At 65.8% G+C, this 26,406-nt stretch carries 22 protein-coding genes; 1 reads left to right on the forward strand and 21 read right to left on the reverse strand.

The window, feature by feature from the left end:
• Positions 1-17: 17 nt before the first annotated feature.
• The 16 genes from CGR01S_RS00850 to CGR01S_RS00925 form a co-directional block, all read right to left on the reverse strand.
• Positions 18-455, reverse strand: a complete 438-nt coding sequence (locus CGR01S_RS00850) for a DUF2147 domain-containing protein (protein WP_042421418.1) — start codon at positions 453-455, stop codon at positions 18-20.
• Positions 456-502: 47 nt separating this feature from the next.
• Complete coding sequence (locus tag CGR01S_RS00855; RefSeq protein WP_042421427.1) at positions 503-2,299, reverse strand: acyl-CoA dehydrogenase C-terminal domain-containing protein; 1,797 nt, start codon at positions 2,297-2,299, stop codon at positions 503-505.
• Positions 2,300-2,303: 4 nt separating this feature from the next.
• Positions 2,304-3,011 carry a TetR/AcrR family transcriptional regulator gene (locus tag CGR01S_RS00860; RefSeq protein ID WP_042421429.1) on the reverse strand — a complete coding sequence of 236 codons (708 nt, stop codon included), beginning with the start codon at positions 3,009-3,011 and terminating at the stop codon, positions 2,304-2,306.
• Between the two features lie 119 nt (positions 3,012-3,130).
• Complete coding sequence (slmA, locus tag CGR01S_RS00865) at positions 3,131-3,775, reverse strand: nucleoid occlusion factor SlmA (RefSeq protein WP_042421431.1); 645 nt, start codon at positions 3,773-3,775, stop codon at positions 3,131-3,133.
• A gap of 1 nt (position 3,776) precedes the next feature.
• A complete protein-coding gene (gene argB, locus CGR01S_RS00870; protein WP_042421433.1) occupies positions 3,777-4,673 on the reverse strand; it encodes an acetylglutamate kinase in 897 nt (298 codons plus the stop codon).
• A 64-nt stretch (positions 4,674-4,737) separates the two neighbouring features.
• Positions 4,738-5,838: an MraY family glycosyltransferase gene (locus CGR01S_RS00875; RefSeq protein WP_042421435.1), complete on the reverse strand. Its 1,101-nt coding sequence runs from the start codon at positions 5,836-5,838 to the stop codon at positions 4,738-4,740.
• Entirely contained in the window at positions 5,835-6,617 is a 783-nt protein-coding gene (locus CGR01S_RS00880) for a glycosyltransferase family 2 protein (RefSeq protein WP_084690500.1), read from the reverse strand. The genes CGR01S_RS00875 and CGR01S_RS00880 overlap by 4 nt, the downstream gene beginning before the upstream one ends.
• A gap of 6 nt (positions 6,618-6,623) precedes the next feature.
• Positions 6,624-8,000, reverse strand: a complete 1,377-nt coding sequence (locus tag CGR01S_RS00885; protein ID WP_042421437.1) for a TolC family outer membrane protein — start codon at positions 7,998-8,000, stop codon at positions 6,624-6,626.
• Positions 8,001-8,003: 3 nt separating this feature from the next.
• The gene (locus tag CGR01S_RS00890) at positions 8,004-9,359 is read right to left on the reverse strand and encodes an HlyD family type I secretion periplasmic adaptor subunit (protein ID WP_156967472.1); all 1,356 of its coding nucleotides are present in this window, start codon (positions 9,357-9,359) and stop codon (positions 8,004-8,006) included.
• Between the two features lie 63 nt (positions 9,360-9,422).
• Positions 9,423-11,162 (reverse strand): type I secretion system permease/ATPase, encoded by a 1,740-nt coding sequence (locus CGR01S_RS00895; RefSeq protein ID WP_042421440.1) that lies wholly within the window; start codon positions 11,160-11,162, stop codon positions 9,423-9,425.
• A 21-nt stretch (positions 11,163-11,183) separates the two neighbouring features.
• Positions 11,184-12,947, reverse strand: coding sequence for a type I secretion system permease/ATPase (locus tag CGR01S_RS00900; RefSeq protein ID WP_042421442.1), 1,764 nt, complete (start codon positions 12,945-12,947; stop codon positions 11,184-11,186).
• Entirely contained in the window at positions 12,944-13,528 is a 585-nt protein-coding gene (locus CGR01S_RS00905) for a hypothetical protein (protein ID WP_245616714.1), read from the reverse strand. The genes CGR01S_RS00900 and CGR01S_RS00905 overlap by 4 nt, the downstream gene beginning before the upstream one ends.
• Before the next feature lie 105 nt (positions 13,529-13,633).
• Complete coding sequence (locus CGR01S_RS00910; RefSeq protein WP_042421446.1) at positions 13,634-14,875, reverse strand: glycosyltransferase family 4 protein; 1,242 nt, start codon at positions 14,873-14,875, stop codon at positions 13,634-13,636.
• 59 nt (positions 14,876-14,934) lie between these two features.
• Positions 14,935-16,497, reverse strand: coding sequence for a calcium-binding protein (locus CGR01S_RS00915; RefSeq protein ID WP_042421448.1), 1,563 nt, complete (start codon positions 16,495-16,497; stop codon positions 14,935-14,937).
• Positions 16,498-16,604: 107 nt separating this feature from the next.
• Positions 16,605-17,141 (reverse strand): hypothetical protein, encoded by a 537-nt coding sequence (locus CGR01S_RS00920; RefSeq protein WP_042421450.1) that lies wholly within the window; start codon positions 17,139-17,141, stop codon positions 16,605-16,607.
• Between the two features lie 2 nt (positions 17,142-17,143).
• Positions 17,144-17,353, reverse strand: a complete 210-nt coding sequence (locus tag CGR01S_RS00925) for a DUF6447 family protein (protein ID WP_042421452.1) — start codon at positions 17,351-17,353, stop codon at positions 17,144-17,146.
• 219 nt (positions 17,354-17,572) lie between these two features.
• Here CGR01S_RS00925 and CGR01S_RS17160 point away from each other — a divergent pair, with 219 nt between their 5' ends.
• The gene (locus CGR01S_RS17160; RefSeq protein ID WP_042421454.1) at positions 17,573-18,691 is read left to right on the forward strand and encodes a hypothetical protein; all 1,119 of its coding nucleotides are present in this window, start codon (positions 17,573-17,575) and stop codon (positions 18,689-18,691) included.
• Between the two features lie 27 nt (positions 18,692-18,718).
• On the opposite strand, the gene CGR01S_RS16090 is transcribed toward CGR01S_RS17160, so the two are convergent.
• From CGR01S_RS16090 to CGR01S_RS16570, 5 genes are all read right to left on the reverse strand, one after another.
• Complete coding sequence (locus CGR01S_RS16090) at positions 18,719-20,422, reverse strand: DVUA0089 family protein (RefSeq protein WP_052382465.1); 1,704 nt, start codon at positions 20,420-20,422, stop codon at positions 18,719-18,721.
• A 192-nt stretch (positions 20,423-20,614) separates the two neighbouring features.
• Entirely contained in the window at positions 20,615-20,944 is a 330-nt protein-coding gene (locus CGR01S_RS00940) for a type II toxin-antitoxin system YafQ family toxin (RefSeq protein ID WP_084690501.1), read from the reverse strand.
• The gene (locus tag CGR01S_RS00945) at positions 20,916-21,188 is read right to left on the reverse strand and encodes a type II toxin-antitoxin system RelB/DinJ family antitoxin (RefSeq protein WP_042421457.1); all 273 of its coding nucleotides are present in this window, start codon (positions 21,186-21,188) and stop codon (positions 20,916-20,918) included. Before CGR01S_RS00945 ends, CGR01S_RS00940 begins: the two co-directional genes overlap by 29 nt.
• An 87-nt stretch (positions 21,189-21,275) precedes the next feature.
• Positions 21,276-22,397: a transposase gene (locus CGR01S_RS00950; protein ID WP_042421459.1), complete on the reverse strand. Its 1,122-nt coding sequence runs from the start codon at positions 22,395-22,397 to the stop codon at positions 21,276-21,278.
• Between the two features lie 391 nt (positions 22,398-22,788).
• The gene (locus tag CGR01S_RS16570) at positions 22,789-26,322 is read right to left on the reverse strand and encodes a beta strand repeat-containing protein (protein ID WP_156967473.1); all 3,534 of its coding nucleotides are present in this window, start codon (positions 26,320-26,322) and stop codon (positions 22,789-22,791) included.
• Positions 26,323-26,406 lie beyond the last annotated feature (84 nt).

Below are 26,406 nucleotides of genomic sequence, written 5' to 3' on the forward strand. Positions count from 1 at the left end.
GGGCAAGGCGGCAGGCCTTACTGGACCCGGATCCAGGTCTGCGTGCGGCCGAAGGGGCCGATGGAGCCGCGCACTTCGAGCTTCTTGCCGCCCTCGACGGGCGTGAGGCGCAGGGTGTAGTTGCGGCCGTTCTCGGGGTCGAGGATCTTGCCGCCCTCCCACACATCCTTGCCATCGGCCTTCTTGGCGTTGCGGATGATCTCCAGGCCCAGCAGCGGCTTGTCCTTGCGGTCGTCGCTGCACTCCTTGCACAGGTCGTCGGGCTTGGCGTCCTTGGTCAGGCGCCTTTCGAGCAGGCCGCTGAGCACGCCCTGGCCGTCGGCCTTGATGCGGATCTCGGCCTTGGCCTCACCGGTCTTGTCGTCCACGTTGCGCCACAGGCCCTCGGGCGTCATCTGGGCCCACGAAGGGGCGGCAATCACTATGGAAACGATAGCTGCTAGCGCTTTATTCATGGGCGTTCCAGTGCAAAAAGACTTGAAATCGGTGGGCCATGGGCTGGTTACGCCAGCACCAGGTCGGTGTCCATCAGCGCCTTGGCGCCGGTGCGGGCGGTGCGCATCAGCGTCGCCGTCTCGGGGAAGAGCTTGGCGAAGTAGAAGCGCGCCGTCTGCAGCTTGGCCTGGTAGAACGGGTCGGTGCTGCCCTCGGCGATCTTGCGCAGCGCCACCTGCGCCATGCGGGCAAAGAAGTAGCCGAACACCAGGTGGCCGGCCACGCGCAGGTAGTCCACGGCGGCAGCGCCCACTTCGTCGGGGTTCTGGAAGCCCTTGAAGCCGATCTCGGTGGTGAACTTGGTCATCTGGTCGCCGAGCACGGCGATGGGGTTGATGAACTCGGCCATCTTCTCGTTCACGCCCTCCTCCTCCACCAGCTTGGCGACGAGCTTGCCGAACTTGCGCAGCGTGGCGCCGTTGTTCGACAGCACCTTGCGGCCCAGCAGGTCCAGCGACTGCACGGTGTTGGTGCCTTCATAGATCATGTTGATGCGGTTGTCGCGCACGTACTGCTCCATGCCCCATTCCTTGATGTAGCCATGGCCGCCGAAGACCTGCATGCAGGCATTGGTGGCGATGTGGCCGTTGTCGGTCAGGAAGGCCTTGGCGATGGGCGTGAGCAGCGCAAGCAGGTCGCCGCTGTCCTTGCGCACCTTCTCGTCGGGGTGGTGGTGCTCCTTCTCCAGCAGCATGGCGCAGAAGGCCTCCAGCGCACGGCCGCCGTCGGCGTAGGCCCGGGCGGTGAGCAGCATCTTGCGCACGTCGGGGTGCACGATGATGGGGTCGGCGGGCTGGTCCTTGGCCTTGGGGCCGCTGAGCGAGCGCATCTGGATACGGTCCTTGGCGTAGGCCAGGGCGTTCTGGAAGGCCACCTCGGTCAGGCCCAGGGACTGGTTGCCCACGCCCAGGCGCGCGGCGTTCATCATCACGAACATGCCCTGCATGCCCTTGTTGGGCTGGCCGACCATGGTGCCCACGGCGCCTTCGAGCGTCATCTGGCAGGTGGCGCTGGCCTTGATGCCCATCTTGTGCTCCAGGCCGGAGCAGTAGATGCCGTTGCGCTCACCCAGGGAGCCGTCCTTGTTCACATGGAACTTGGGCACGATGAACAGGCTGATGCCCTTGATGCCGGGGGGCGCATCGGGCAGGCGGGCGAGCACCAGGTGGATGATGTTCTCGGCCATGTCGTGCTCGCCGGCGCTGATGAAGATCTTGTTGCCGGTGATCTTGTAGGTGCCGTCGGCCTGGGGCTCGGCCTTGGTGCGCATCAGGCCCAGGTCGGTGCCGCAGTGGGGCTCGGTCAGGCACATGGTGCCGGTCCACTCGCCGCTGGTCATCTTGGGCAGGTAGGTCTGCTTCTGCTCGGGCGTGCCGTGCGCTTCCAGCGCGGCATAGGCGCCGTGCGTGAGGCCGGGGTACATGGTCCAGGCCTGGTTGGCGCTGTTGAGCATCTCGTAGAACATGGTGTTGACCACGTAGGGCAGGCCCTGGCCGCCGTACTCGGGGTCGCAGCCCAGCGCCGCCCAGCCGCCCTCGATGTACTGGGCGTAGGCTTCCTTGAAGCCCTTGGGCGTGGTCACGCTGTGGTGCACCGGGTCCAGCGTGCAGCCCTCGGCGTCGCCCGAGGCATTGAGCGGGAAGGCCACCTCGGCGGCGAATTTGCCGCCCTCTTCGAGCACCGCATTGATGGTGTCGGCGTCGATGTCGGCGTGCTTGGGCACCTGCTTGAGCTCATCCACGACGTTGAACACTTCGTGGAGCACAAACTGCATGTCGCGCAATGGCGGCGTGTAGGAAGGCATGGGGCTACTCCTTGGGGGTTGGGGTGGAAACGGGGGAGGAAACCGCCGCGGGCACAGGGGCGCCGTAGCGGGCGAGAATGTTGTCGAAGCCGGTGACGGCGCGCGCGATGGAGCCGGGGCTCTTGAGGAAGCGCGCCTCGTAGTGCAGCGCCAGGATCAGGCCGTGGATCTCGAACAGGATCTGGTCCTCATCCACCTGGGCCTGCAATTGGCCCAGCTCCTTGGCCTGGGTGATGGCACGGCGCATCGCGGCCAGCCAGGTGAGCACCGACTGCGCCAGGGCGTCGCGCACCGGGCCGGTGCGCTCGTCGAACTCCACGGCGCCGCTGATGTAGATGCAGCCCGAGTCGATCTCGACCGAGGTGCGCTTCATCCAGTTGCCGAACAGGGCCCGCAGGCGCGGAATTCCGCGCGGCTCGGACATGGCGGGGTAGAACACCTCCTGCTCGAAGCAGTGGTGGTATTCGCGGATCACGGAGACCTGCAGCTCCTCGCGCGAGCCGAAGTGCGCAAACACGCCGGACTTGCTCATGCCCATCACGTCGGCCAGGGCGCCGATGGACAGCCCCTCCAACCCGATGTGCGTGGCCAGGCCCAGGGCGGCCTCGATGATGGCCTGTTTGGTTTGCTGCCCCTTCTGCAGCACGCGGCTGCTCGCCGTGCGCGCACGGCTGGCACGGGACGGGGCGAGGGGGGATCCGGAGGCTGGCATAGGGCTTACAAAAACGAACGGTCGTTCTATTTTGCAGCAATTTCCTACCAGTGCCTACCCCACCCCCAAAAATAGAGAGGCACCTCCAAATTGGCGTTGCACGCGTGCCACCGCCGCGCTCACAGCATGCGCGCCAGGCTTTCCTGCAGGTGCTCGGTCGGCAGGCGCTCGCCCGTGCGCACGAAACGGTGCAGCCGCCCCAGGGCAAAGGCCATGAGCATGCTGGCCCCCACTTGCGCATCGACGCTGGGCGTCGCCGATCCCGCCGCGCCCGCGGCCGTGCGCAGGCACTGGCGCAGGCTCGATTCGATGCGCTCGAAAAACCGGTTCATGCGCGCCTGCAACCGCTCGTGCTCCAGCACCAGGGCGTCGCCCGCCATCACGCGCGCCAGGCCCGGGTTGCGCTCGCCAAACTGCAGCAGCAGCGCCACCACGCGCGCCGCCTGCGCCACGCCGCCCTCCTCGGGCAGGGCGCTGGCCTCCTGCGCAGGCTCGCCCTCGCGCCCCACGATCTGGGCCACGCGCGAGAACACCGCGTCCTCGATGAAGTCGATCAAGGCCTCGAACATCTGCGCCTTGCTGGCAAAGTGCCGGTACAGCGCCGCCTCGCTCACCTGCAGCCGCGCCGCCAGCGCCGCCGTGGTGATGCGCTCCGCACCCGGCTGCTCCAGCATGGCGGCCAGCGCCTGCAGGATCTGCTCGCGCCGCTCGCCCGGCCGCGGCCGGCGCCGCGGGGCTGGGGGGAGCCGGGTGGCGTCGTCCATGTCAATGGCTCTTGATCATGGTGCCGTAGGCCTGGTCGGTCAGGATCTCCAGCAGCATGGCATGGGGCACGCGCCCATCGACGATGTGCACCGCCTTCACGCCCGCCCGGGCCGCGTCGATCGCCCCGGCCAGCTTGGGCAGCATGCCGCCCGAGATCGTGCCGTCCTGCACGAGCGCATCAACCTCGCGCGGCGTCAGCTCGGTGATCAGCTGCCCCTGCTTGTCGAGCACGCCGGGGATGTTGGTGAGCAGCAGCAGCTTTTCCGCCCGCAGCACCTCGGCCAGCTTGCTCGCCACCACGTCGGCATTGATGTTGTAGCTCTCGTTGTTCTCGCCGAAGCCGATGGGGCTGACCACGGGAATGAAGGCGTCGTCCTGCAGCGCCTTGACCACGCTGGGGTCTATGGCCACGATGTCGCCCACCTGGCCCACGTCGTGCTCCAGCGCGGGGTCCTTGTGGTCCAGCAGCTTGAGCTTCTTCGCGCGGATCAGGCCGCCATCGCGCCCCGTCAGGCCCACGGCCTTGCCACCCGCCTGGTTGATCAAACCCACGATGTCCTGCTGCACCTCGCCGGCCAGCACCCATTCGACCACTTCCATGGTCTCGGCGTCCGTCACGCGCATGCCCTGGATGAACTGGCCCTGCTTGCCCAGGCGCTTCAGGGCCGTCTCGATCTGCGGACCGCCGCCGTGCACCACCACCGGGTTCATGCCCACGAGCTTGAGCAGCACCACGTCCTCGGCGAAGTCCTGCTGCAGCTCCGGGTCGGTCATGGCGTTGCCGCCGTACTTGATGACCAGGGTCTTGCCGTGGAACTTGCGGATGTAGGGCAGCGCCTGCGCAAGGATCTCGGCCTTGTCGCGCGGGGCAATGGAGAGAAGGGCTTCAGTGGTCATGGAACGGGGCACAAAGGCGCGAAAACTCAGGAATCCGCAAATTGTGCCGCATTCCACCGCGGGCTCAGCGCCGCAGCCAGGCCGGCACCTTGAAGCGCACAATGGCCAGGTAAGCCGCCACGTAGGTCACCACGAACAGGGCACAAAAGGCCATGAGCACCCAGGTGTTGTTCCAGAACAGCACCGCCGGCACCACTGTGAGCAGCGTGAACCCCCACAGATAGGGCGAGGTGCGGTTGTTGCGCATCAGCATGCGGCGCGAGGCATCGTCATGGAACACGCTGCGCACGATGCGCCGGTAGATGAGCTGGTGGAAATGCAGCGCATCGGCCACCCCCGGCGAGACGCCGCGCACCCATTTGCGGTACATGGAGAACACCGTCTCCCACACCGGGTAGATGAGCAGCAGCATCGGGAACCAGGGCGAGACCTGCGCATTGCGCTGCACCAGCGACACGCTGGCCAGCGCAATCACCACGCCCCACACATAGGCCCCACCATCGCCGGCGAACAGCATGCCGCGCGGGTAGTTCCAGAGCAGAAAGCCCCCCGTGGCCGCCGCCGTGGACACCAGCAGCGCCGCCAGCGCCCGGTCCCCCACCTGCAGCGCCACATGCGCCAGCGCCAGGCACACGATGACGGCCACCATGCCCGCCAGGCCGTTGTAGCCGTCGATGATGTTGAAGGCATGGGGCAGGCCGGCGATGGCGAGCAGCGCCAGGGCCATGCCGATCCAGGGCGCGCCCGCCCACAGCCAGTCCAGCCAGGGCAGGTCCAGGCGCGGCACCGCCAGGCCCAGCAACAGCACGGCCAGCAGGCCCGAGACCGCCGTCAGGCCCAGGCGGTAGCGCACGGTGAGCCGCTGGGTCAAATCCTCCGCGATACCACCGGCCGCTGCCGGCAGCAGGGTCAGCAGCCACAGGGCCACCCAGCCGCCCAGCCGCAGCGAGCCCACATCTCCCAGCCAGGACTGCGCCATGCCCAGCCCCCAGGCGGCCATGGTCCCCAGCAGCACCGCCAGGCCGCCCAGGCGCGGAACATCGCCATGGTGAAAGCGCTGCGGCATGCCCTCGCTGTAGTTGGCGGCGTGGCTGCGCATCCAGCGCACGATGAAGCCCGCAGCCAGTGCTGCGACGACAAAAGCCACCACGGACAGGAGAATCATGGAGCGCCGATGTTACCCGTGCCGGTACCACGCGCCGGTAACGCTTTGCACGCCCAGCGGTAGGCCGGCGACCGCCACAGGCGCAGCAGGCTGGACACGTGCCAATACAAGTGATCCCAGCGCCGGTGGCTGGCGCGCTGCCCGGCATGCACCACGCGCACCGCTGCGCGCGCCAGCACCCATCCCGCGCGGCGCAGGCGCAGGCACAGGTCCACGTCTTCGCAATACATGAAGTACGCCTCGTCAAAGCCCCGCAGGTCTTGCCACACCCGCTGCGGCAGCACCATGCAGGCCGCGTTGACCCAATCCACGCGCGCCTCGCGCCGCCCCAGCACACGGCGCCGCCAGAGCGCCGCAGGCGTTGGCAATTCCCGCTCGCTGTCCTGCACCTGCCCTTGCGCATCCACCTGCTCCGGGTAGGCGCAGCCCACCCCGGGCCGGCGCGCCTGCTCCAGCAGGGCCGGGAATGGGTCCGCAGCCGCCAGCGCCACATCGGGGTTGAGCACACAGACGAAGGCCTCGGCGGCGCCGGCCAAGGCCCGGTTGTGGTTCGCGCCGAAGCCCAGCGGTGCCGCATTGCGGCGCACCTCGAGGGCGAAGGGCCAGCCCCCCGCAGGGGCAGCCGGCTCGGGTTCAGGCAGGTTCAGCGTCAGCACCACCCGGGTGACGGCCCCGGCGCTGTGCGCTGCCATGCCGTGCAGCAATGCCTGCACGCTCGCGCCGTGCCCATGGCTCACGATGGAGACGGCCAAGCCATGGCCTGCGTCCGCCGATCCCATGTGCGCTCAGGGCTGCAGCCAGCCGTTCACTTCCACCACACTGGCCAGCCGGTCATCACCCGCCAGCGACTGCAGGCGCAAACGCGAGACCAGGTACACATACCGTGCCTGCGCCAGGTCGCGCAGCGCGGCGATGCGCTGCTGCTCGGCGTTGAGCACGTCCAGCGAGGTGCGCGACCCCGCCTCATAAGACTTGCGGCTCGACAGCACGGCCTGCTCGGCCGAGCGCACCGCCTGCTCCAGCGCCTTGATGCGCAGCACGCCCTCGGTCACGCCGCGGAATTCGCGGTACACGCGCACGCCCAGGTCGCGCCGCGTGGCTTCGAGCATCTCCTGCACGCGCGTCTGCGTGGCGACGGCCTGGCGCACGGTGGAGCTCACATACCCGCCGGAATAGAGCGGGATCGACAGCTGCAGGCCGAGGGTCTTGTTGTCGTAGCGTGAATTCACGCTGGTCACGGTATCGCTATTGGTCCTGGCCCACTGCGCCACCGCATCCAGGGTGGGCCGATGGCCTGCCTTGGCTTTCTCGATCTCCTGGCGTGCCGCTTCAAGCTGCGCTTGCAGGGATTGCAGTTCCGGACTGTGCTCTTCAGCGCGCGCGATCCACTCCTGCACCGAGGCAGGCACAGGCTCCTGGGGCACGAAGCGCGCGGCATCGACCCCGGCCAGCGCCTCCACCGGCTGGCCCGTCAAGGTCTCAAGGCGGTGGCGGGTATAGCTTTCGTTCTGGCGCGCCTCCAGCTCCTGGGCGACGGTCATGTCCAGCCGCGCCTGGGCGTCATCCACGTCGGTGCGCGTGCCCGATCCGGCAGCGAAGCCCTTGCGCGCCGCGTCGAGCTGCGTGGTGTACGTGGCCTTTTGCGCCTGCACCAGCGCCACCTGCTCACGCGCCAGCAAGGCGTCGAAGTAGCTCTCCCCGACGCGCACCACCAGGCTCTGCTCGTCGCGCTCCAAGGTCGCATCGGCGTCCTGCACCTGTGCCTCGGCCTGCTTGAGCTGTGCCGTGAGATAGGGGCGGTACAGGGGCTGGCGCACCGACAGCACCTGGCTGCCCGACCAGTACTGTGTCTGGCTGGTGGTCGGCTGGCCGAGGAAGTTACGCCCCTCGCTGGTCAGGTCGTTGTAGTTGCGCCCGGCATTGAACGAGACATTGGGGAGCAATTGAGAACGTGCCTGGGGCAGGCGCTCGCGCCCCGCCTCGGCGGCGGCGCGCGATGCACGGATGCTGGCATCGTTCTCCAGCGCAGCCTCGTAGGCCTGGCGCAAGTCCATGCCCCATGCGGAAGCTGCCAGCCCGGCCGCCAGCGCCGCCCCCACCAAGGCGCCCCGCAGGCGGCGGCCCGCCCCAGGCGCTGCATCACCATCGACGAAGAACACCATGGTTCACTCCTCCTTCATCGAGGCCGACACGCGCTTGATCAGCGGATGCAGCAGATACGTCAGCATGGAACGCTCGCCCGTCTTGAACACCACTTCCACCGGCATGCCCGGCTGCATGCGGCGCTTGCCCAGACCCTGGATGCCCTCGGGCGTGAGCTGCACGCGCGCCAGGTAGTAGCTGATGCCGGAGTGCGGGTCGGTGAGCAGGTCGCCCGATACCGACACCACCTGGCCCGCGACCACCAGTTGCGGCGAATGCGCGAAGGAGTTGAAACGCACGTCCACCGGCAGGTCGGCGTGCACGCGGTCGATCAGGTGCGGCGCCACCTGCACCTCCAGCAGCAAGGCCTCGTTGCCGGGCACGATGTCCATGAGCTTCTGTCCCGGCGCAACGACGCCACCCACCGTCTGCACCGCCAGCCCCACGACCTGGCCAGCCGCCGGGGCCTTGATCTCGGTGCGCCCCAGATCGTCGGACAAGGCCTTGAACTTCTGCTCCTCGGAGAGCACCTCGCGGCTCACGTCGGCCAGTTGCGTGTCCACCTCACGCCGGTAGTCCTGCTGGCGCGAGATGGCCCGCTGGCGCAGCTCGCCGATGGCGCGCTGGGCACGCACCGTATTGCCCTGGATGTCGGCGATCGCCGATCGCACGTCCGCCACCATGCGCTCGAGTTCCAGTTGCCGGTTGCGCGGCGCATAGCCTTCCTTGACCAGGCCGCGCAGATTGCCCAGCTCCTCGTCCACCAGCGCCAACTGGCTCTTGCGGTTGGTCAGCATGCCGGCATATGCCTCCAGCAGGCCCTGCTGCCCCTGGATGCTTTCCTCGATGGACTGCAGGTCCGAGCGCAGCAGGCTGCGCCGCGTCATGAACAACTGCTCCTGGTTGAACATCTGCTGGCGGATCAGCGGATCCGCCGCCGCCTTCTCCAGGTCCGGGTGGAAACTGACCTTCGCCGCGCCGGTCTGCTCGGCCTGCAGGCGCCCCTGCATGGCGCGCAGCCCCAGGTAGCGCTGGCGCGCCGACTCGTAATTGGCGCGCGCCATGGCCTCGTCCAGGCGGATGAGCAACTGCCCCTCCTTCACCTCGGCGCCCTCGTGCACGAGCACTTCCTTCACGATGCCGCCGCTCAGGTGCTGGACCGCCTTGCGCTTGGTGTCCAGCGCGACGAGGCCCTGCCCCGGCACCCCTTCGTCCAGGGGCGCCAGGCCGGCCCACAGCAGAAAACCGCCAAAACCCACGGCCAGCGCCCACAGGCCGATGCGCCCCGCGCGCCGTGCCTCGCGCGCTCCGGAGGTATCCGCCGCGGCTGCACGCTCCGCGCCCTGGGCCAGACTGGCCTCGATGTTCTGAGAATTCATGAGTGGTGTAGCCATGATCCAACTCGGCAATCAAAAAATGTCAAAAAAGTCCAGTGGCGCAGCCTATGCAGGCTGGGCGGCTCCCAGCGCCCCGCCAGGCTGTGCCGGTGTCGGTGCCTGTGCCGTGCGCAGCGCCGCCAGCACCGCATCGCGCGGGCCGTCGGCCTGCACGCGCCCGTCGCGCAGGATCAGCAAGCGGTCGGCCACCGCCAGAATGCCCGGGCGGTGGGTGATCAGCACCACCGTCCTGCCTGCCGCCTTCAGGCCCTGCACCGAGCGCACCAGCGCCAGTTCGCCCACATCGTCCAGGTTGGCGTTGGGCTCGTCGAGCACCACCAGCACCGGATCGCCGTACACCGCCCGCGCCAGCCCGATGCGCTGGCGCTGCCCGCCCGACAGCAGGCCGCCCGCTTCGCCGATCGGCGTGTCGTAGCCCTTGGGAAAGCGCAGAATCATCTCGTGCAGACCGGCACTGCGTGCCGCGGCGATCACCTTCTCGGACTGGACCTCGCCAAAACGGGCGATGTTTTCGGCGATCGTGCCCTCGAACAGCTCGACGTCCTGCGGCAGATAGCCCAGGTAAGGCCCCAGCTCGGTACGGTCCCAGCCCTCGATGGGCAAGCCGTCGAGCAGCACCTCACCCGCCACATCGGGCCAGATGCCCACCATGGTGCGCGCCAGCGTGGATTTGCCCGACCCCGAAGGCCCGAGCACCACCGTCACCGTCCCGGGCTGCACGGCCAGGCTCACGCCTTGCAGGATGGGCGCCTTGCGCCCGGGCGCGGTGGCCACTACGTCGCGCAGCGTCAATGCGCCCTGGGGCGCCACGCGCTTGAGCGCCGGATCGCGCGCCGGGTGCTCGCTCAGCAGGGCCTCCAGGCGCTCGAAGGCCGAACGGGCGCCAATGAAGGCACGCCACGTGCTCACCACCATGTCGATGGGCGCGAGTGCGCGCGACATCAGGATGTTGGAAGCAATCATGCCCCCGGGGGACAACTGCCCGTCGATCACCAGCAGCGCCCCCGCGCCCAGCGCCAGGGACTGCTGCGAATAACGGATGAACTTGCTCCACGCCGTGATGCGGTGCGCCAGCGACTGGGAGGCCGACTGCAGCGCCAGCGCGCCCTCGTGGCGCTCCTGCCAGTGCGGACGCAGGTTGTGCACCATGCCCATGGACTCCAGCACCTCGGCATTGCGCAGCTTGCTCTGCAGATAGCCGCCCGCCTCGGACGCCGCCTTGCTCGCTGCCTCGGCAGGCGCCACGGTGCGGCGGTGGCCGAACCAGGCCAGCGCGAGCTGCACCAGTGCAAAGAATATCGAGAGCCAGCCCAGGAACGGGTGCATGAAGAACAGCACCGCAATGTAGATGGGCGCCCAGGGAACGTCAAAGAACGCAAAAATGCCGTTGCCCGTGAGGAACTGGCGGATCTGGATCAGGTCGCCAAAGGCGCGCGCCGGCCCGGTGCTCGACTGGCTCAGGTAGGCCTCGAAGCTGGCGTTGAACACGCGCGTGCCCAGCGCCTCGTCCAGGCGCACACCGGAGCGCACCAGCACGCGCGAGCGCATCCACTCGGAAAACGCCATCACGGCAAACAGGAACAGCGTGATCAGCGACATGGCCAGCAGGGTCAGCTCGCTGCGGCTCATGAGCACGCGGTCGTACACCTGCAGCATGTACAGCGTGGGCGTGAGCATGAGCACGTTGGCCACCATGCTGAACGCGCCCACCATGATGAATTCGCGCCGGAAGGCCCACAGCACCTGCGTGAGCTCGCTGCGCTCGAAAAAGGAAGGATTTTTCATGTTCTGATTCCCGTGCCTGCCTCAGGCCGTGCCCAGCGCCTGCTGCGCCACCTGCTGCTGCGCCTGTTGCTGGGCTTGCTGCTGCGCTGCTTTCTGCAGGGCCGCCAGCACCTCGTCGCGCGGGCCGAAGGCCTGCGTCTGGCCGTCGCGCAGCACCAGCATCTTGTCCGCCACGGCCAGCACGCTGGTGCGGTGCGTCATCACGACGAAGGTCGTGCCGCGCGACTTCATGAGCCGGATGGCGTTGGCCAGTGCGGCATCGCCCTCCTCGTCCAGGCTGGAGTTGGGCTCGTCGAGCACCACGAACACCGGGTCGCCATAAATGGCGCGCGCCAGGCCCACGCGCTGGCGCTGGCCGCCCGAGAGCATGGCGCCGTCGCGCCCCACCGGGCTGTCATAGCCCTGCGGCAGAGCCATGATGAACTCGTGCAGCCCCACGGCGCGCGCCGCTGCTTCCACCTTGGACTGATCCACCTCGCCGAAGCGCGCGATGTTCTCAGCCACCGTGCCATCGAAAAGTTCCACGCCCTGGGGCAGGTAGCCCACGTGCGCGCCCAGCTCCGATTTGTCCCAGGTGAACACGTCTGCGCCATCCAGGCGCACCTTGCCCACCATGGAAGGCCACAGCCCCATGAGCAGCCGCGCCAGCGTGGTCTTGCCCGAAGCCGAAGGTCCGACCACGGCCAGCACCTCGCCCGGGTTGAGCGCAAACGTCACGCCGCGCAGAATCTGCGCCGTGCCGCCCGGCGCGCCGGCCATCAGCGGTTCGACCTGGAGCGCGCCGCGCGGCGCGGGCAGCGGCATGCCCTCGCCGCGCTCGGGCACGGCGCGCAGCAACTGGTCCAGCCGCGCCCAGGCATCGCGCACATTCACCACCGACTGCCACTGCGATACCGCCTGCACCAGCGGGGCCACCACGCGCCCGCCGAACACCGAGGCCATGATCATCATCACATCACCGCCATTGAGCGTGCCGTGCAGCAGCAGCCAGCAGCCCAGCCCCAGCAGGCCCGAGCTCAGCGTGGTCTGCAGGAACTTCGATACCGCCTGGTAGCCGCCCGCCGCCTCGGAGGCCCGCGCCTGCAGGTTCAGGAACTCGCGCTGCTTGGCCATCCAGCGCGCATGGATGTCGCGCAGCATGCCCATGGACTCGATCACCTGCGCATTGCGCAGCGAACCATCGGCATATTGCTGCGCGGCAATGGCGCTGCGGTTGGCCTGCATCAGCGGCGGCTTGGTGGCGCGCTCGTTGAGCCAGGCCACCAGCGTGATCACGCAGGCAAACGCGATCGAGGTCCAGCCCAGCACTGGATTGATGAGGAACAGCAGCACCAGCATGATCACCGACACCGGCGACTCCATCAGCCCCAGCAGCACCGGCGAATAGAGGAATTCGCGGATTTGCCGGAAGTCGTTCAGCGGCTGCTGCGTCCCGCCCGGAATGCGCCGCAGGTTGGCGTCGAAAATGGCATGGAAGACGCGCGAGCGCATGCGCTCGTCGAGCTCCACGCTGGCGGCGCGCATGACCTCGCTGCGCGCCCATTCCAGCAGCTCCATGACCACGTACACGCCCAGGATCAGCAGCGTCAGCATGGCCAGCGTCGTGTGGCTGCGGCTGTTGACCACGCGGCCATACACCTCCAGCATGTAACCCGAGGGCGCGAGCACCAGCAGGCTGGACAGCAGGCTGAACCAGCCCACACGCACGAAATAAGGCCGCAGCGCGGCCACGGCCGCACGCAACTCGGACGGAGCCTGGTTCACGGCAGGGTTGGGAGCATTCATACGGTTTCTTCCACCATCACATATTCAGGAATCTCGGCATCCCGGCCCTCCGCGGGGGCCGCGCCCTCCGGCGGCGCATCGGGATCCGCCAGGAAAAATGACAAGCCATACACGCCATCGGCACCCCGCGCCAGCACGATCTCGCGCAGTTTGCGCTCGTGGAACAGCGCTTCGTCCTGGGCCTGCAGCGCCAACTGGAAGCGCATGCGCCCATCGAGGGTGAACATGGACAACTGCCCCGCCTTCAGGCTCAGCGTATGGCGGTCGAAATACACCGGACAACTGTCCGCAAAGCGCAGCAGCGGCAGGGGCTTGTCCCCCAGCCGCGACAAATGAAAAGGGCTGGCCGGATGCTGGAACACCATGCGGCAGGTGCGCGAGACCGAATAGATGGCGTTGCACACCATCTGCGAGCCCATTTCGGGGAACTGCTCGCGCAACTGCCGGTAGGCCAGATGGTGCAAGGCCACCCGGTTCCACACCCGCGTCTGCTGCACCAGCGGCGCCAGGGCATTGCACACCCGGGCAAATCCTTGCTGCAAGGCCTGCAGGCGCGCCGCCTGCTCAGGCGATGCGTTCAAGGGGATGCGCAGCACGGAATTCATATAGGACGCGCAGTGTATCAAACTCCTATATGAAATTCCTGCGAGATTTGGCTGCGTGACAAATAAACCACACACGCCTGGTCAGCCACCCCCCAAAGCCTCCACCCACGCCAATTGCTGCGGCAGGCATACGCGGCGCAAGTCGTACTGCGCCTGCGCAAAGGCACGCGCCCTGGCTCCCAGTACGGCGCGGGCGCCCGCATCGTCCAGCAAGCCGCACACCGTGCCGGCCAGCGCCTGTACATCGAAGAAGTCCACCAATCGGCCGGTATCACCGTCGATGATGGCCTCCCGCACAGGGGCGGTATCGCTGGCCACAATGGCGCAGCCGGCGCTCATGGCCTCCAGCAGGCTCCAGCCCAGCACGAAAGGGTATGTCAGGTACACATGGACCGCGGACACCTGCAGCAGCGCAACATACTGTGCATACGGCAACTGCCCCAGAAAATGCACCCGCTCCCAATCGGCATCCGCCACCTGGCCGCGCACCTCGTCGATAAAGATCTGCTTCCAGGTACTGCCCTGCGGAGCGGGGGCGCCATAGCTCACGCCGTCGCCCCCCACGATCAGCACGCGAGCGCGCGGGCGCTGTCGCAGGATCTCGGGCAAGGCCCGCATGAACACGTGGTAACCCCGGTATGGCTCCAGGTTGCGGTTCACAAAGGTGACCACCTCGTCGCCATGCGCCAGCTCCAGGCCCGCGCCCAGTCTGATCCGCACCTGGGGATTGGGCGCCACGGCCTGCGTATCGATGCCGTCATGGATCACGGCGATGCGCTCGCGCAGGCGTGCCGGAAACGTGCGGGCCTGCCATTGCGTGGGCGCCAAAGCGGCGTCTGCCACCTCCATGTGCAGCAGATGGTTCACGTTTTTCATGTGCAGCCGCGCCGCCTCGCCCGGCCCCTGCGAGGGGAACTCCGGGTCGAACCCCACATCCGCACCGCGGGCGTGGTAGTAGAACTCGCAGTAAATACCCAGCCGCGCTTGCGGCCACACCTCTTTGAGGAACAGGCTCTCGCCCCATCCGGGGTGGGCAATGATCACGTCCGGCGCAAACCCCTCGGCAGCCAGGCGCACGGCTTTTGCCAAGGCCGCCTCGCCGCGAATCACCTTGCTCTCCAGGTCCAGCAACCAGGGGTGGACACCCGGGGCATTGCCCTGCTGCGGCATGTAGCGCTCCACGCGCACTCCCTGCCATGGCGCAGGCGCATCCGCTCGCCCCATGGCCAGGGCCCGTACCTCATGCCCCGCAGTGGCGGCCAGGGCGGGCGCCAGGTGCTTGAACTGGCCAGGGAAATTCTGGTGAACGAACAGTATCTTCATGGAGCGGCGCACAGCAGGCAGAACGCCGGACTGTACACGCGCCCTCGTGCGCTGGCCGCTCAGCCGCCCAGGACCGGGTCCAGCGGCACGGGCAGGGTGCCCACCAGCGAAGCATTCCAGGAGCCATCCAGGTGCGCCACATGGAAAATCTCCTGCGGGCCCGCCACCCCATCGGTCACCTGCGTCACATCAGTGTTGTTCAGGATCAGCCACACGTCGGCGCTGTTGCGCGTATCGGCCGTGATGACCACCGACTTGTTCACCTGCGCAGGCTGGCGGAACAGCTTGCCCGGACCGAACAGCGCCAGCACATCGGCCGCGGTGGCCGCGCGCGACACCAAGGATGCGCCCGAGCCGCTCACCCAGGCGCCATTGTTCTCCACCAGCACCACCGCGCCATTGGCCAGGACCAAGCCCGGTGCATCGGTGGCCAGCCGTGCCGTCAGAGCAGAAATATCCACCGACTTGTTGAGCAGCCGCGAAAAATCCAACTGGTCCTTGCCCTCACCAAAATCCGTGATGGTGACCGGCGCACCGCCCGCCTGGTACACCGTGCTGTCCGGCAGAACGAAGCGGTCGTCCCCCAGCCCGCCGGTCGCCGTATCCCGCCCGCCCGTGAAGAAGATCGTGTCCGCACCGGCAGAGCCCAGCCAGCGATCAGCCTGCGCCGTCCCCAGCAAGGTCGACCCGCCCACCGGCGCCGTCACCGACACGGCCTGCGACGGCCCGGCGGTGAACACCAGCTTGCCCTTGCCTACGGCATCGCCAGCATCGATGCTGGTAACCCCGCGCGCCATCTCGGCATTGAAATCCACCACCGAGCCTGACAGCCCTCCATCCAGGCTGTAGAACACCTTGAAGGCCGCCTTGCCCGCGAGCGTGTACCGGCCCAGTGCGGCATTCCACACCAGATCGCCCGCCAGGTCGCCATACAGCCTGACGGCGTTGCCCTGGCGGTAGAACGCCAGCTCCCCGCCCGTGGCAGACAGCCCCCCGGCCGCCAGTGCGGCGATGATGCGGCCATCCGTCGTTGCAGGTTGCGTCGCCAGCTCTGCCACTGACGCTTCGCGGCCCGCGCCCGCCAGGTACAGCAGCGCCGTCTCCACCCGGTCGGGCGGCGCCGTGGCCAGCGACGGCAGGCCGGAGACCACCGCCAGCATCTGCGCGCGGGACAGCCCGGCGTCGAGCAAATCCGTCAATTGCTGCGCCAGCACGGGGCTGAAGGCCCCCAGCGCACGCCCGAGCAGGGCCGAAACAAAATCACCATGGCGCGGATAACCGGCGTCGCTCAAGGCAAACCCCGGCACCCCCAGCACAATGCCGGCCAGATCCGCCAGCGTGCTCCCGCCGCGCAGCATGTCCATCATGGTGCCAAACAGCGGCGCATCCGGCGCACGGTTGAACGCCAGGAAAAACATGCGCACCAGCTCGTCCGCCGGGCTTTCCTGCATCACCGTGGCCGAGGTGTACAGCGTCTTGAGCACCTCGCCATACGTTGCGGTGCCGCTATCGACCCGCTGCGCCAGGACGGAGAGCATGACGGGTGACGGCTGCTGCAGCGACAGCGCCTTGTAGAACCGCGTGACCGTATCGAGCGATGAGGGGGTAGTGGACTTGACCATGCGGCCCAGTATAGGCAGCGCCCTCGCCCGCCATGGGCCGAATAGCCGCGTCTACGCGCCGCAATTGCACCCATCCCGCCAGGGACAGACGCCATCGCCCCCCATCATCAGTGGAGGGCGCCCGCCTGCGGCGCCCCCGCGCCGCCGCCCGCCTCCGCCAGCCAGGCGGGCCAGGGCTCCATGGGCCAGGGCGCCTGGCGCCAGGCATGGCAAACAATGCCCAGCCACTGGCGCAAGGCCTGCGCTGGCATGGCCATGGCCGCCACCGGCCCCTGGTTGCCCAGGAATACCAGCCGCACCCCGGCAGGCCCGTGGGCCAGGTCAATCGATTCCACCAGCCACTCGGGGCTGGCAGCCTGCGCCGCCACGGGGGCCTGCGGCTCCAGGCCCGCACAAGCAGCCTGCTGGGCGAACCCCTGCAGCGTGCCGGCGTACAGATGCTGCAGCGGCTCGTGCTGTTGCGGCGCATCGTGCTCCTGCAGCCAGGCCAGCAAGGGCGGCAACAGGCGCAGCAGCAGGCGCTGTGTCAGCCACAGCACCACCGGCAGGCCCTGTGGCAGCTCGCCCGCCAGCGAGAAACGGTCCTGCACCCTGTCGTAGCGGGTGGTGACACGCGCCATCTCCGGCACCATGCCACCGCCCATGGTCAGGCTGCGGGCAACTGCGCGCGCAGTGCCTGCAGGTATGCCGCCCGTGCCGTCTGGGCCATACCCAACTGCACTCGCAGGCGGGCGATCTCCTGGTCGGCCACCTGGATGTTGCCGATCTGCACGCGTGCCTGCTCGCTCAGGCTGGCAATGGGGTACTGCTTGCCATCAAAGTCGAGCGTGGGGGTTTGAGCGGAGGTCGTGGTCATGTGGGCTATCCCTTGGGGTCGGTTGTACACCGGCAGGCGAATGTGCCACCGGCAAAAAAATCGCCGCTGGGCAGCGGCGCCCGCCATTTTAGTCGCACGCATGCGCCCAGAGCCGTGCCCCGGGAACAGCCCGCCTTTTGTGCTGTTTATCAGGCCACTGCGCAGCAGCGGCGGCGGGCATAGTCGGACCGTCGTTCTTCAGCCTACCCAGCGCCTGCCATGACCACCGTTACCAGCACCCAGGCCGCCAGCCCCACCGGCAGCACCACCACCGCGCAGGCCGCCCGCCTGCAGGACACCGTTCAAGCCCTTGCACAGACCTTTGCCACGGCCCTGCTGGAATCCCTGGGCGGCAGCACCCGCACTGCGGCGCCGGCGGCCACCAGTCCCCCCCAAGCTACCGCCTCCACCGGTACGGCCAGTGGGGCCGCCGGCACACCGGCCGCCACCGCCGAGCGCTCCAGCTCCGCCACCCCCTGGCGCGCCCCCTGGCTGGCGGGAGCAGAAAACGCCGGCAGCTACCTGCACGCCCCCGACGCCGACGCCGCAACGCGCCAAAGCGGCAAGCCCGACACCGCCACCTTCATGAAAGCCACGGGCGCGGATTTTTCGACCGCAAGTTCGCTGCTATATGGTGTGATGGGCAGCAACGAGGACTTCCGCGACTGGAACGCCATCATGGCCGCGCCCGACCCCGTGCTGGCCGCCCGCCAGGCCGCGGGGGCGCAGTACCAGAGCAGCCTGCCCTACGCCAGCCAGGGCGGCGGCTTCAACCCCGGGGCCGAGCAGATTCTGGCGCAGTCCGGCCCCTATGCCTGGCTGCGCGTGGAAGACCGCGAAGGCCTGTGGCTGCTCGACGGCCAGGGCCAGGCGCTGCGGCAGATGCCGCTTTCGGCACCGGACATATTGCGCGCCTCGCGCGACTTCGGCATGGACGTGGGCCAGCTTACGGACCTGGCCGACCAGATGGATGCGCTGGGCGTGCGCTACCAGCCCGGCCAAATGCATGCCGGCTCCAACCACGGCGTGGACTTGCGCAGCCTGGCCAGTGGTGGCATGGGCGCTGCCTACGACTGGACCAGTGACCCGCTGGCCCACCTCAAGGGCCCGGGCGCCCAGGATGCCGTGGCCGCCAACGCACGGCTCGCCCAGGAGCTCGGACTGACGCCGTCCCGCGGCACCGGCGCCACCACCGGCGGCAATGCCGGCCATGCGGTCGGCCCGGCGCGCCCCAGTGCGGAAGCCGCGAACACTGCGGGCACGGGCGGCGCGGGCAGCAATGCGCTGTTGGAGCAATTGCTTGCCCAGCTTCAAGCGGCGCTGACGAACGCCAAGTGACCCAGCGGCGGCCCAGCCGCTGCGGGGTTAAAGCGGGGTGTATTCCAGCCCTCTGGTCTGCAGCCCCACCAAATCGATATGTTGCTGGTGCACCGGTGATTCTGCGACGATCCGGAACATCTCGGCCCGGGAGAGCAAACCGCCATCCAGGTAGCCCGCCAGCGCCGCTTGCGTGGCCTCCGAGGGCGGCGTGCCGACGGCATTTTGGTAGATATAGTGCACGAAGGACGCATTGTCGGCACCCCCCGCCCACTGCGCCAGCACCCCGCTGTCCACCAGCAGTTGCGCCGCTTGCACCAGTGACGGGCCGCCGTCGAAATAAGCCACCAGCGCGCCCACCAGCGCCATATTGCCCAAGGCCTGCGGCCCCAGTGCCACGCCGAGCAAGAGACTGGCCCGGCCTGCTGGCTCGTCCTTCTGCAAGTCCAGGGCCAGTACCCGGTCGGTGAACACCAGGCGCTCGACATCGGCCAGCGTGTCCTGCCCGTCGCGGCCTGGCACGGAGTCGGTGAGCGACCACCGCCCTCCAGCGAGCGCTGTCACGGCATAGTGGCTGCGCGGGCCATGCAGAATCCACCGGTCCGTTCCGGCGCCTGCCTCGAACCATTCGTTGGCTGCGCTGCTGGCGGCGGTATCGCCCTGGGCCGTCCCCGCCACCAGCGTTTCCGCCACGGGGGACAGCCGCACGGCATAGGTCCCTGCGGTGCCTGCCGGGCTGGTGGACGGCGCGCTCACCGCCACGTAGTAGCTGCCGGGGCGCACTACGGCGCATTCCAGCAAGGCATTGAAGCCGGCGCCCGAATCGTCGTCCTGCGCGAGCAGCGAACCATCGGCGGCATAGAGGGACACCATGGGATCGCCCAGCGTGCCCTGCTGCGTGCTCGCACCCTGCACGTCGAAAGCATAGACCCCCGTGGTCAGATCCACCCGGAACCAGTCCACATCGCCCACCCGCTCCAGCCTGGCCGCCAGCGTGGTGTTCAGCGAAAGCGCCCCGGACGCCTGCGCGCTGGCCCCATGGTCGTCGGGCCATTGCGCGGTGCCGGACACCAGATCGTCATTGCCGACCAGGGCACGCAAAAACCACTCCCAGGTGCCATTGCCATGCAGCCCGGCATACGTGGAGTGGTTGTTTGCGGTACTGCCTGAAGAGAGCACGCCCACCACATCGACACCGCCCTGGGGGAACCATTGCAGCAAGGGGCCGCCGGATGCTCCCGCCCCCAGCAGGGACGGGATCTCGAAAACGCCGTAGCTGGATGAAGGCACGGCATAGACCTGTTCCGCCATCATGCCGGTACCCCTGGCGGGGTAGCCCACCATCAGCCCGCTGGCGCCGGCCACCGCCGGGGCAGCGTGCACCCACCCCGTGGCATCTCCGATGCGCGACTGCAGGCCGATGAGCGCCAGGTCCCATTGGGCCTCGGCCGTGGTGACCAGGCCGTCGCCATCGCGGTCCCAATCCTGGGTGCGAGCGTCGATTTCTCCCCAATCGGCGTAGGCGCCCAGGGGCTGCTGCAGCGTGGGCCAGGTGTCTGCGGCGGGGCTGATGAGAATATCGCTTGCCCAGCCGCCCCGGCTGGCGTCGTAGACGACGTGCATGGCCGTGAGCACGTCGTTGACTCCCACCACCACCCCCGAGGCAGAGGTGCGCGAGCCATCCACCCAGGTGCATTCGATATAGCAAATGGCCCGGTAGGGTGCTTCTGTGCGTTGGGTGATTTCGTACATTGGGACTGCCGGGCGTCAGTTCGGATGCAAGGCCATGCGATAGCTGCTTGCGTTTACTGTACCTGCAGTGAAATCAAGCGCTTCAGTCTACTCCTGATTTAATAGCTGCCAGCGCTTGCCAGACAAGCGCTACAGGCATTTTTCATCAGTACACTTTCCACCCTCATGCTCCTGAGGTCATCGACGGCCTGCTCACTCAAAGAGCTCGGCATGGGTTCCGGTACGGACAAAAATCACCAGGCCGTATTTGCCCATGTCCTCTAGACGGTAGAGCAGCAAAAAATCGCCACCAATGTGGCATTCACGATGGCCCTCCCAATTGCCGCCCAGCGGGTGGTCAAGCCACTCTGGCCCCAAGGGGGCATCGTTCGCCATCAGGAGCAGCATGGCCTCTTTCAGGCGCTTCATGTCATAGCGCCCCGATTGCGTCAGCCGCTGCCAATCCTTATAGAAACTCTTTGCATAGTCTGCGGCGCGGGGAAAGACCGCACGCTTACTGGCTGCCGTTTTTTTCGAGCTCATCAAACAACTCGGCGGCAGAGCTGAAGCGCGCCCGATGTGCCGCAGCCATTGTGTCGGCCTCCTGCATCGCCGTTTGCGTTTGGGCGTTGGGCACCTTGAGGGCAAAGGGCAGTTGTTGCTCGGCAACCACCCGCGTCAAAAATACGCGCACCGCATCAGAAACGGACAGCCCCATGGCCGCCAATGTCTCGGTCGCCTGCGCTTTCAGCCTATCGTCCAAGCGGACATGCACCATGGAAGTCATTCGTCTCACCCTTTTTGTCAGTGAGATACATTGTATAGCGCCAACTGAAAATACCAACCGCGCAGGCACCTTGCCAGCACCGCAGTCTCAAGCAGCGCGGCGCTCAAACACCTGGCGCGCTGCGGCCATGCCGCGCATGGCGCGTTGCTGGCGGTGGGCGGCCCACTGCAGGAGTTGCGCAGGCGTGCCAACGGCCGAAGCGAAGCTGCGAAAGAAGGTATCGGCAGCGTTGATGAATGCTTCGGCGTCCATGCCCAGGCGCTGCAGCACGGCGGGCGTTGGCGCAGCAATGCTGCCGCGCTTGTGCGGGTGCACCGCGCGGCCTGTGACGTCCACGAGCTCCAGGTACTCTTGCAGCCCAAAGGGCACGGCCTGTGCGAACCGGCCCGTGGGGTCGAAGGGCATGAGCGGCGCCTCGGGCAGCGCTGCCAGCTCCTGCTCGGGCTGCAGGCTGGGCAGGCGCAGCGCACCTGGCTGTGCGCCTTGCACCCCGGGCTCGCCGCCTGCCACTGCCGCATTTTGCGTGGCGTGAGGCGCAGTCACCGGTACAAATGACCGCCCCCGCAACTCGGCCAGACGGGCGGCGATGGAGGAGTGGGCACTGTCCTCCAGGGTTTGCGCCATACCTGCGCGAATGGGGTTCAGATCCACATAGGCCATGGCCGCCAGCAGGGCCTGTTCGTCCAGCAGGGCCTGGCTCTTGAAACGCCCCTCCCAGAAGTGGCCCTTCACGCCATCCTCGGCATTGGCCTGGCGCGCTATGGATTCATTGAGTACACGCATGAACCACGACAGGTCGCACAGCCGCTGGCGGTAGGTGTGGGCCATCTCCTGCACCTTGGCGTGCTCGGCATCGCCCATGGCAGCGCGGACGGCCGGCTGCAGATAGCGCTGTACCAGCATGGGGCCGGTGAAGAGCCGCGTCCACCGTGCGAGCACCTCGTCGTCCGTCAAGACTGCGGCGCGCTCGGCGTCCACACGCAGCACCACATGGTAGTGGTTGCTCATCACCGCATAGGCCGCCACGTCGATGGTGAACACCGAGGCCAGCTCACGGATGCGGGTTTCGATCCAGCCGCGGCGGTGCTCGAAGCTCTGCCCGCTGACGGCATCGCGCCCGCAAAGAAAGGCACGGCGCACACACCGGTTGACCACGTGGTACCACGGCGTTTCGGCCAGCGAGATAAGGGAAGAGCGGGGACGGGTCATGGGCGGAATCTAGAAAAGTAAGGTTAGTGTGTCAATTAAAGTGGATGTCCTTTTAGTTACTATACAATTCATGCAATTAAAGTGGGTGTCCTGTATTTATCTTTAAAGTGGGTGTCCCTTTTATTCACGCAAAGGAAGGCACGGCGCACACACCGGTTGACCACGTGGTACCACGGCGTGTCGGCCAGCGAGATAAGGGAAGAGCGGGGACGGGTCATGGGCGGAGTCTAGAAAAGTAAGGTTAGTGTGTCAATTAAAGTGGGTGTCCTTTTATTTAGGGTACGACGGCGGCCAGTGCGCAAAAAAGAACCCCCACTGCCTTGTAGGCAGCGGGGGCTTCGAGGTTCTCACCTACACCGCCTACCGAGGTAGGCGGTGTCTCCGGGGGAGATTAATACACTGCGAAGTTGGCAGCAACCAGCGCACCAACACCACCCAAGGTAGTAATACCGGTCAGCGAAGCCAACTGTACGCCGGCGCCAACGACAGCCGAGTCGGCATCAGCCCAAACTTCTGCCACACCAGTTGTGGTATTCAAGAACACCAGAACATAGTCGTCAGTAGCTGCATTCAGACCATTGACAGCAAGCTCCGCAGCCGCAAAGTTGGCATATCCAACACCATTCAGAACGATGATGTTATTGTCTGCTGCTGCGTTGAACGAGAAAGCGCCTGTGTTTGCAGCAATGATGCCGGCTGCAACATCCGATACATCAAAGGCCAGCACGTCGCCACCAACACCAGCCGCGAAGTCAACAATGACATCACGATCAGTGGCTGTTGCATTTGCAGCCGTAAATTGGATGCGATCAGAGCCCAAACCAGTCGTGATCGTATCGATACCAGCACCACCGGTGATGACGTCAGCACCAGCGCTACCAACGATCGTATCGTTACCAGTTGCGCCAGACGCATCAATGTTCAAGTTGTGCAAACCACCAGTCATGCCAGATGCATTGATGTTCAACACGGAGACGGACGCCGTGGCAACCGAATCAAACGAACGGATGTTCAAGGTTTCCAACTGCGTTGCAGTAGCCGTGTGGTTGGAGTCCACCAGGTTACCCACCACGGTGTCGTTCAGCGTCAGAGTCAGGGTCTGGGAAGCAGCCGAAGATTCGTTCGTGAAGTCGATGGTCTGGAAGTTGCGAACTTGTGCCAAGTCGTTGATCGACACGTTGGCAGTGTTTACCACTTCATAGACGTTGTTGTTACCGATTGCAGCAACTGCAGTATCGGCATCACCACCGTTGAGACTCATGTTCTGGTTGGCGCTGGTGTCATCCAGAATAATGCGGTTGGAGGATACCAAACCGCTACCGGTGCTACTGTTAGCACCCACGAAGGTGACCCACTTGTTCTGTGCCAAACCACGCAGATCGATCACTGCGTCATTTTCGGAATCAGTTGCCAGGTCTCCATCGTTATTGATGATAGTCAGACGGTTACCCGCGTCGGTCTGGCTGATGAAGTCGTTGTCGATAGCCAGATAGTAAGCGCCAGCATTTTGAGCAACGCGAACACCGCCGTTAGCAACCAGTGTGTTGGTGCCCAGACGAACCACATCAACGCCAGACAGGTTATCCCACTCGGAAGTTTGGACATCAATACGACCTGCGAATTCGCCGTCGATCACGATCGTGTCAGTACCCGTACCGGCCTTCACGGTGTCACCTGAAGTAAAACCAGCGGTTGCAACACCTTGCGCGTCGAAAATCAGCGTATCGTTGCCAGACCCGGTGGTGATGTCCATAGAAGACACACCGTCAGCACGAGTCAAGTCACCAAGACGCAGTTCAACGTTACCCACGTAGCTGCCTGCAGCCACATTCTCAACCGCCAGACGGTCTGCACCAGCAACGCCGTTGGACATCGCACGAGCGACAGCCGTATCACGAGTAAGAGCAACGAAGGAGGTGAGGTCACCAGCGGCACCGTTGGTGGCGTTACCGTAACCGCTCACACCACCAGCACCGGCGGAAGTGCCGCCATCGCTGTCGTTGCTGAAGTACTGACCCGCACGGCCTCCGTTCAGGGTCAGAGTACTGCCAGCTTGCGTGAAGGAACCAGCGTTGTTCAGGAACACGGTGTTGGATTCCGTGTCGTTGTCGGTAATAGTGGTCAGTTCGGCGTCTGCAGCGTTCAATTGGAAGTTAAACACTGGGTCACTATTAACGCCGTCAACAATAGTCACACCGGCCGTGTTGGTGGTCGTGTCGGTGCGATATGTAACATTGATGACATTGTTGGCAATGTCGCTGTTGCCCGTGGTACCGTGAGCCAGTGTGATGGCGTTGGCCTGCGCATCGGTGTATTGGTTAAGGTTAACGGTCATGCCTTCAGCAGCGGACACGTTAACAGCACCAACACCATTGTCTTGACCTTCGTTACGAATGAACGTAGTGGCCAAAGCATCGAAAGCGCGCGCATCAATCGTTGCAGTGTCTGCAGTCACAACACCGCCTTCGCTATCATGACCGGACAGCACTTGCAGGGCTTGCACATTGGTCACAGTGGCAGTTCGCGTCGCACCAGTGCCCAGAGCGGAAATGATGTTGTTGCCACCGATCACCAGGGTGTTGGTGCCTGCGCCACCAGCGATGCGATCAGCGTCAGTTGCAGTCGCATCCAGATTCACGCCGTTGAGCAGCACGAAGGTGTCATTTCCAGCGCCACCGGTCACGGTCATCTGAACTGGCAGACCAGAGGTATCGTCCAGTCCAGCATTCAGTTCGGCGCCCAAGTGGATGCGCAAGTTACCCGTCAGGCTGCTAGCGTCGATGGCGGTCAACGAACCAGCCACGTTGACCAGGCCACCAGCGAAGTTGCTAGCTTCCTGCTGCTGTCTGCCCATCACAGCATTTACTGTGCCAAGGGTCACGTTCTGTGTGCCGCTGATGTTCAGGGTCTGCAGGTCTTCAGCAAAGAGGGTGCCGATGGCATTGGAGGCACCAGAAGACACCAGATTGATCGTCTCAAAACCCTGAGCTGGAGTACCCGCGTTTTCCTGCACCACCACGGAGCCCACCACCGCATTGTTCAGGGTCAGGGTAGTGCTGTCATTGTTGGCAGAAACTGCACTGCCCAGGTAGGTGAACGAAATGTTACCAGTCGGAGCGTTGGAGTTATTGATCGAGAGATTCGCGGTTGCAGAAGTAATGTTCTGAGCCGTGAATTGGCCACTGGTGTTAACACGAGACACATTGATGGCGTTCACACCAGCAGCGTCTTGCATATCCAGAATCTTACCGTCCGTACCTTGAACGCTAACGTTGATGGTTTCGACGCCGCGCAGGGTCGGGGTGATCGTTGGGGTCACGCCAAAATCGCGATCGTCAACAAACGAGAAGTTCAGGGTAGGGTTGGTGCCCGTACCCGTCAACACATCGTCATCATCGAGAGTATTGACCTGGTCTGTACCACCGGGGGTGAAGCCACGCGGAGCGTTGAAAATGTTACCCACCAGGGTATCGGCGCCAGCGGTGAGGGTTTGCACCGAAGCGTCGACAACCGCGTCAGCCACGTTGGTGGGGTTGTTGCTGTAGGCGTTGTTGCTGGCAACCAGCTTGTTCCAGGCCGTGGCAGCGGCGCCGTAGGTGGCGTCGGCTTCCAGGTTGCTCAGCAGGTTGATCAGGTTCAGCACGATCTGACCGCGCGCCTGCACGGGGTAGGCTGTGAAGATCTGCACCAGGGCGTCTTCCAGCACTGCGTTGTCGATGCCTACGTTCTTGAGCACCGAGTCTGCCAGCGTGGCCGCGGGCACGGTGTAGAAGCCCTTGCCGATTTCAGCAGCGTAGGCGGCAGGGCCGTTCTGGGCTGCGAAGGCCAGGTTGTTGGTGTAGGTGTTGTAGCCTGCGGCCTTGCCGTTGAAGGCCTGGTACAGGCCCGTGACGACTGCCGGATTGCCAATGATGCTAGCGGGCATTTGATTTCCTCAAAAAAGTGGATGAAAGCTCAAACCAGTGATGGGCTGGCAGGCGGCTGCGCACCTTTTGGCGCGCGCACCACC

The organism is Comamonas granuli NBRC 101663, assembly GCF_000739995.1.
GTDB classification, from domain to species: domain Bacteria; phylum Pseudomonadota; class Gammaproteobacteria; order Burkholderiales; family Burkholderiaceae_C; genus Simplicispira; species Simplicispira granuli.

Coding starts and splice junctions, on each gene's coding strand:
- CGR01S_RS00850 (WP_042421418.1), bottom strand. CDS start 455: ATGAATAAAGCGCTAGCAGCTATCGTTTCCATAGTGATTGCCGCCCCT.
- CGR01S_RS00855 (WP_042421427.1), bottom strand. CDS start 2,299: ATGCCTTCCTACACGCCGCCATTGCGCGACATGCAGTTTGTGCTCCAC.
- CGR01S_RS00860 (WP_042421429.1), bottom strand. CDS start 3,011: ATGCCAGCCTCCGGATCCCCCCTCGCCCCGTCCCGTGCCAGCCGTGCG.
- slmA (WP_042421431.1), bottom strand. CDS start 3,775: ATGGACGACGCCACCCGGCTCCCCCCAGCCCCGCGGCGCCGGCCGCGG.
- argB (WP_042421433.1), bottom strand. CDS start 4,673: ATGACCACTGAAGCCCTTCTCTCCATTGCCCCGCGCGACAAGGCCGAG.
- CGR01S_RS00875 (WP_042421435.1), bottom strand. CDS start 5,838: ATGATTCTCCTGTCCGTGGTGGCTTTTGTCGTCGCAGCACTGGCTGCG.
- CGR01S_RS00880 (WP_084690500.1), bottom strand. CDS start 6,617: ATGGGATCGGCGGACGCAGGCCATGGCTTGGCCGTCTCCATCGTGAGC.
- CGR01S_RS00885 (WP_042421437.1), bottom strand. CDS start 8,000: ATGGTGTTCTTCGTCGATGGTGATGCAGCGCCTGGGGCGGGCCGCCGC.
- CGR01S_RS00890 (WP_156967472.1), bottom strand. CDS start 9,359: ATGAATTCTCAGAACATCGAGGCCAGTCTGGCCCAGGGCGCGGAGCGT.
- CGR01S_RS00895 (WP_042421440.1), bottom strand. CDS start 11,162: ATGAAAAATCCTTCCTTTTTCGAGCGCAGCGAGCTCACGCAGGTGCTG.
- CGR01S_RS00900 (WP_042421442.1), bottom strand. CDS start 12,947: ATGAATGCTCCCAACCCTGCCGTGAACCAGGCTCCGTCCGAGTTGCGT.
- CGR01S_RS00910 (WP_042421446.1), bottom strand. CDS start 14,875: ATGAAGATACTGTTCGTTCACCAGAATTTCCCTGGCCAGTTCAAGCAC.
- CGR01S_RS00915 (WP_042421448.1), bottom strand. CDS start 16,497: ATGGTCAAGTCCACTACCCCCTCATCGCTCGATACGGTCACGCGGTTC.
- CGR01S_RS00920 (WP_042421450.1), bottom strand. CDS start 17,141: ATGGGCGGTGGCATGGTGCCGGAGATGGCGCGTGTCACCACCCGCTAC.
- CGR01S_RS00925 (WP_042421452.1), bottom strand. CDS start 17,353: ATGACCACGACCTCCGCTCAAACCCCCACGCTCGACTTTGATGGCAAG.
- CGR01S_RS17160 (WP_042421454.1), top strand. CDS start 17,573: ATGACCACCGTTACCAGCACCCAGGCCGCCAGCCCCACCGGCAGCACC.
- CGR01S_RS16090 (WP_052382465.1), bottom strand. CDS start 20,422: ATGTACGAAATCACCCAACGCACAGAAGCACCCTACCGGGCCATTTGC.
- CGR01S_RS00940 (WP_084690501.1), bottom strand. CDS start 20,944: ATGAGCTCGAAAAAAACGGCAGCCAGTAAGCGTGCGGTCTTTCCCCGC.
- CGR01S_RS00945 (WP_042421457.1), bottom strand. CDS start 21,188: ATGACTTCCATGGTGCATGTCCGCTTGGACGATAGGCTGAAAGCGCAG.
- CGR01S_RS00950 (WP_042421459.1), bottom strand. CDS start 22,397: ATGACCCGTCCCCGCTCTTCCCTTATCTCGCTGGCCGAAACGCCGTGG.
- CGR01S_RS16570 (WP_156967473.1), bottom strand. CDS start 26,322: ATGCCCGCTAGCATCATTGGCAATCCGGCAGTCGTCACGGGCCTGTAC.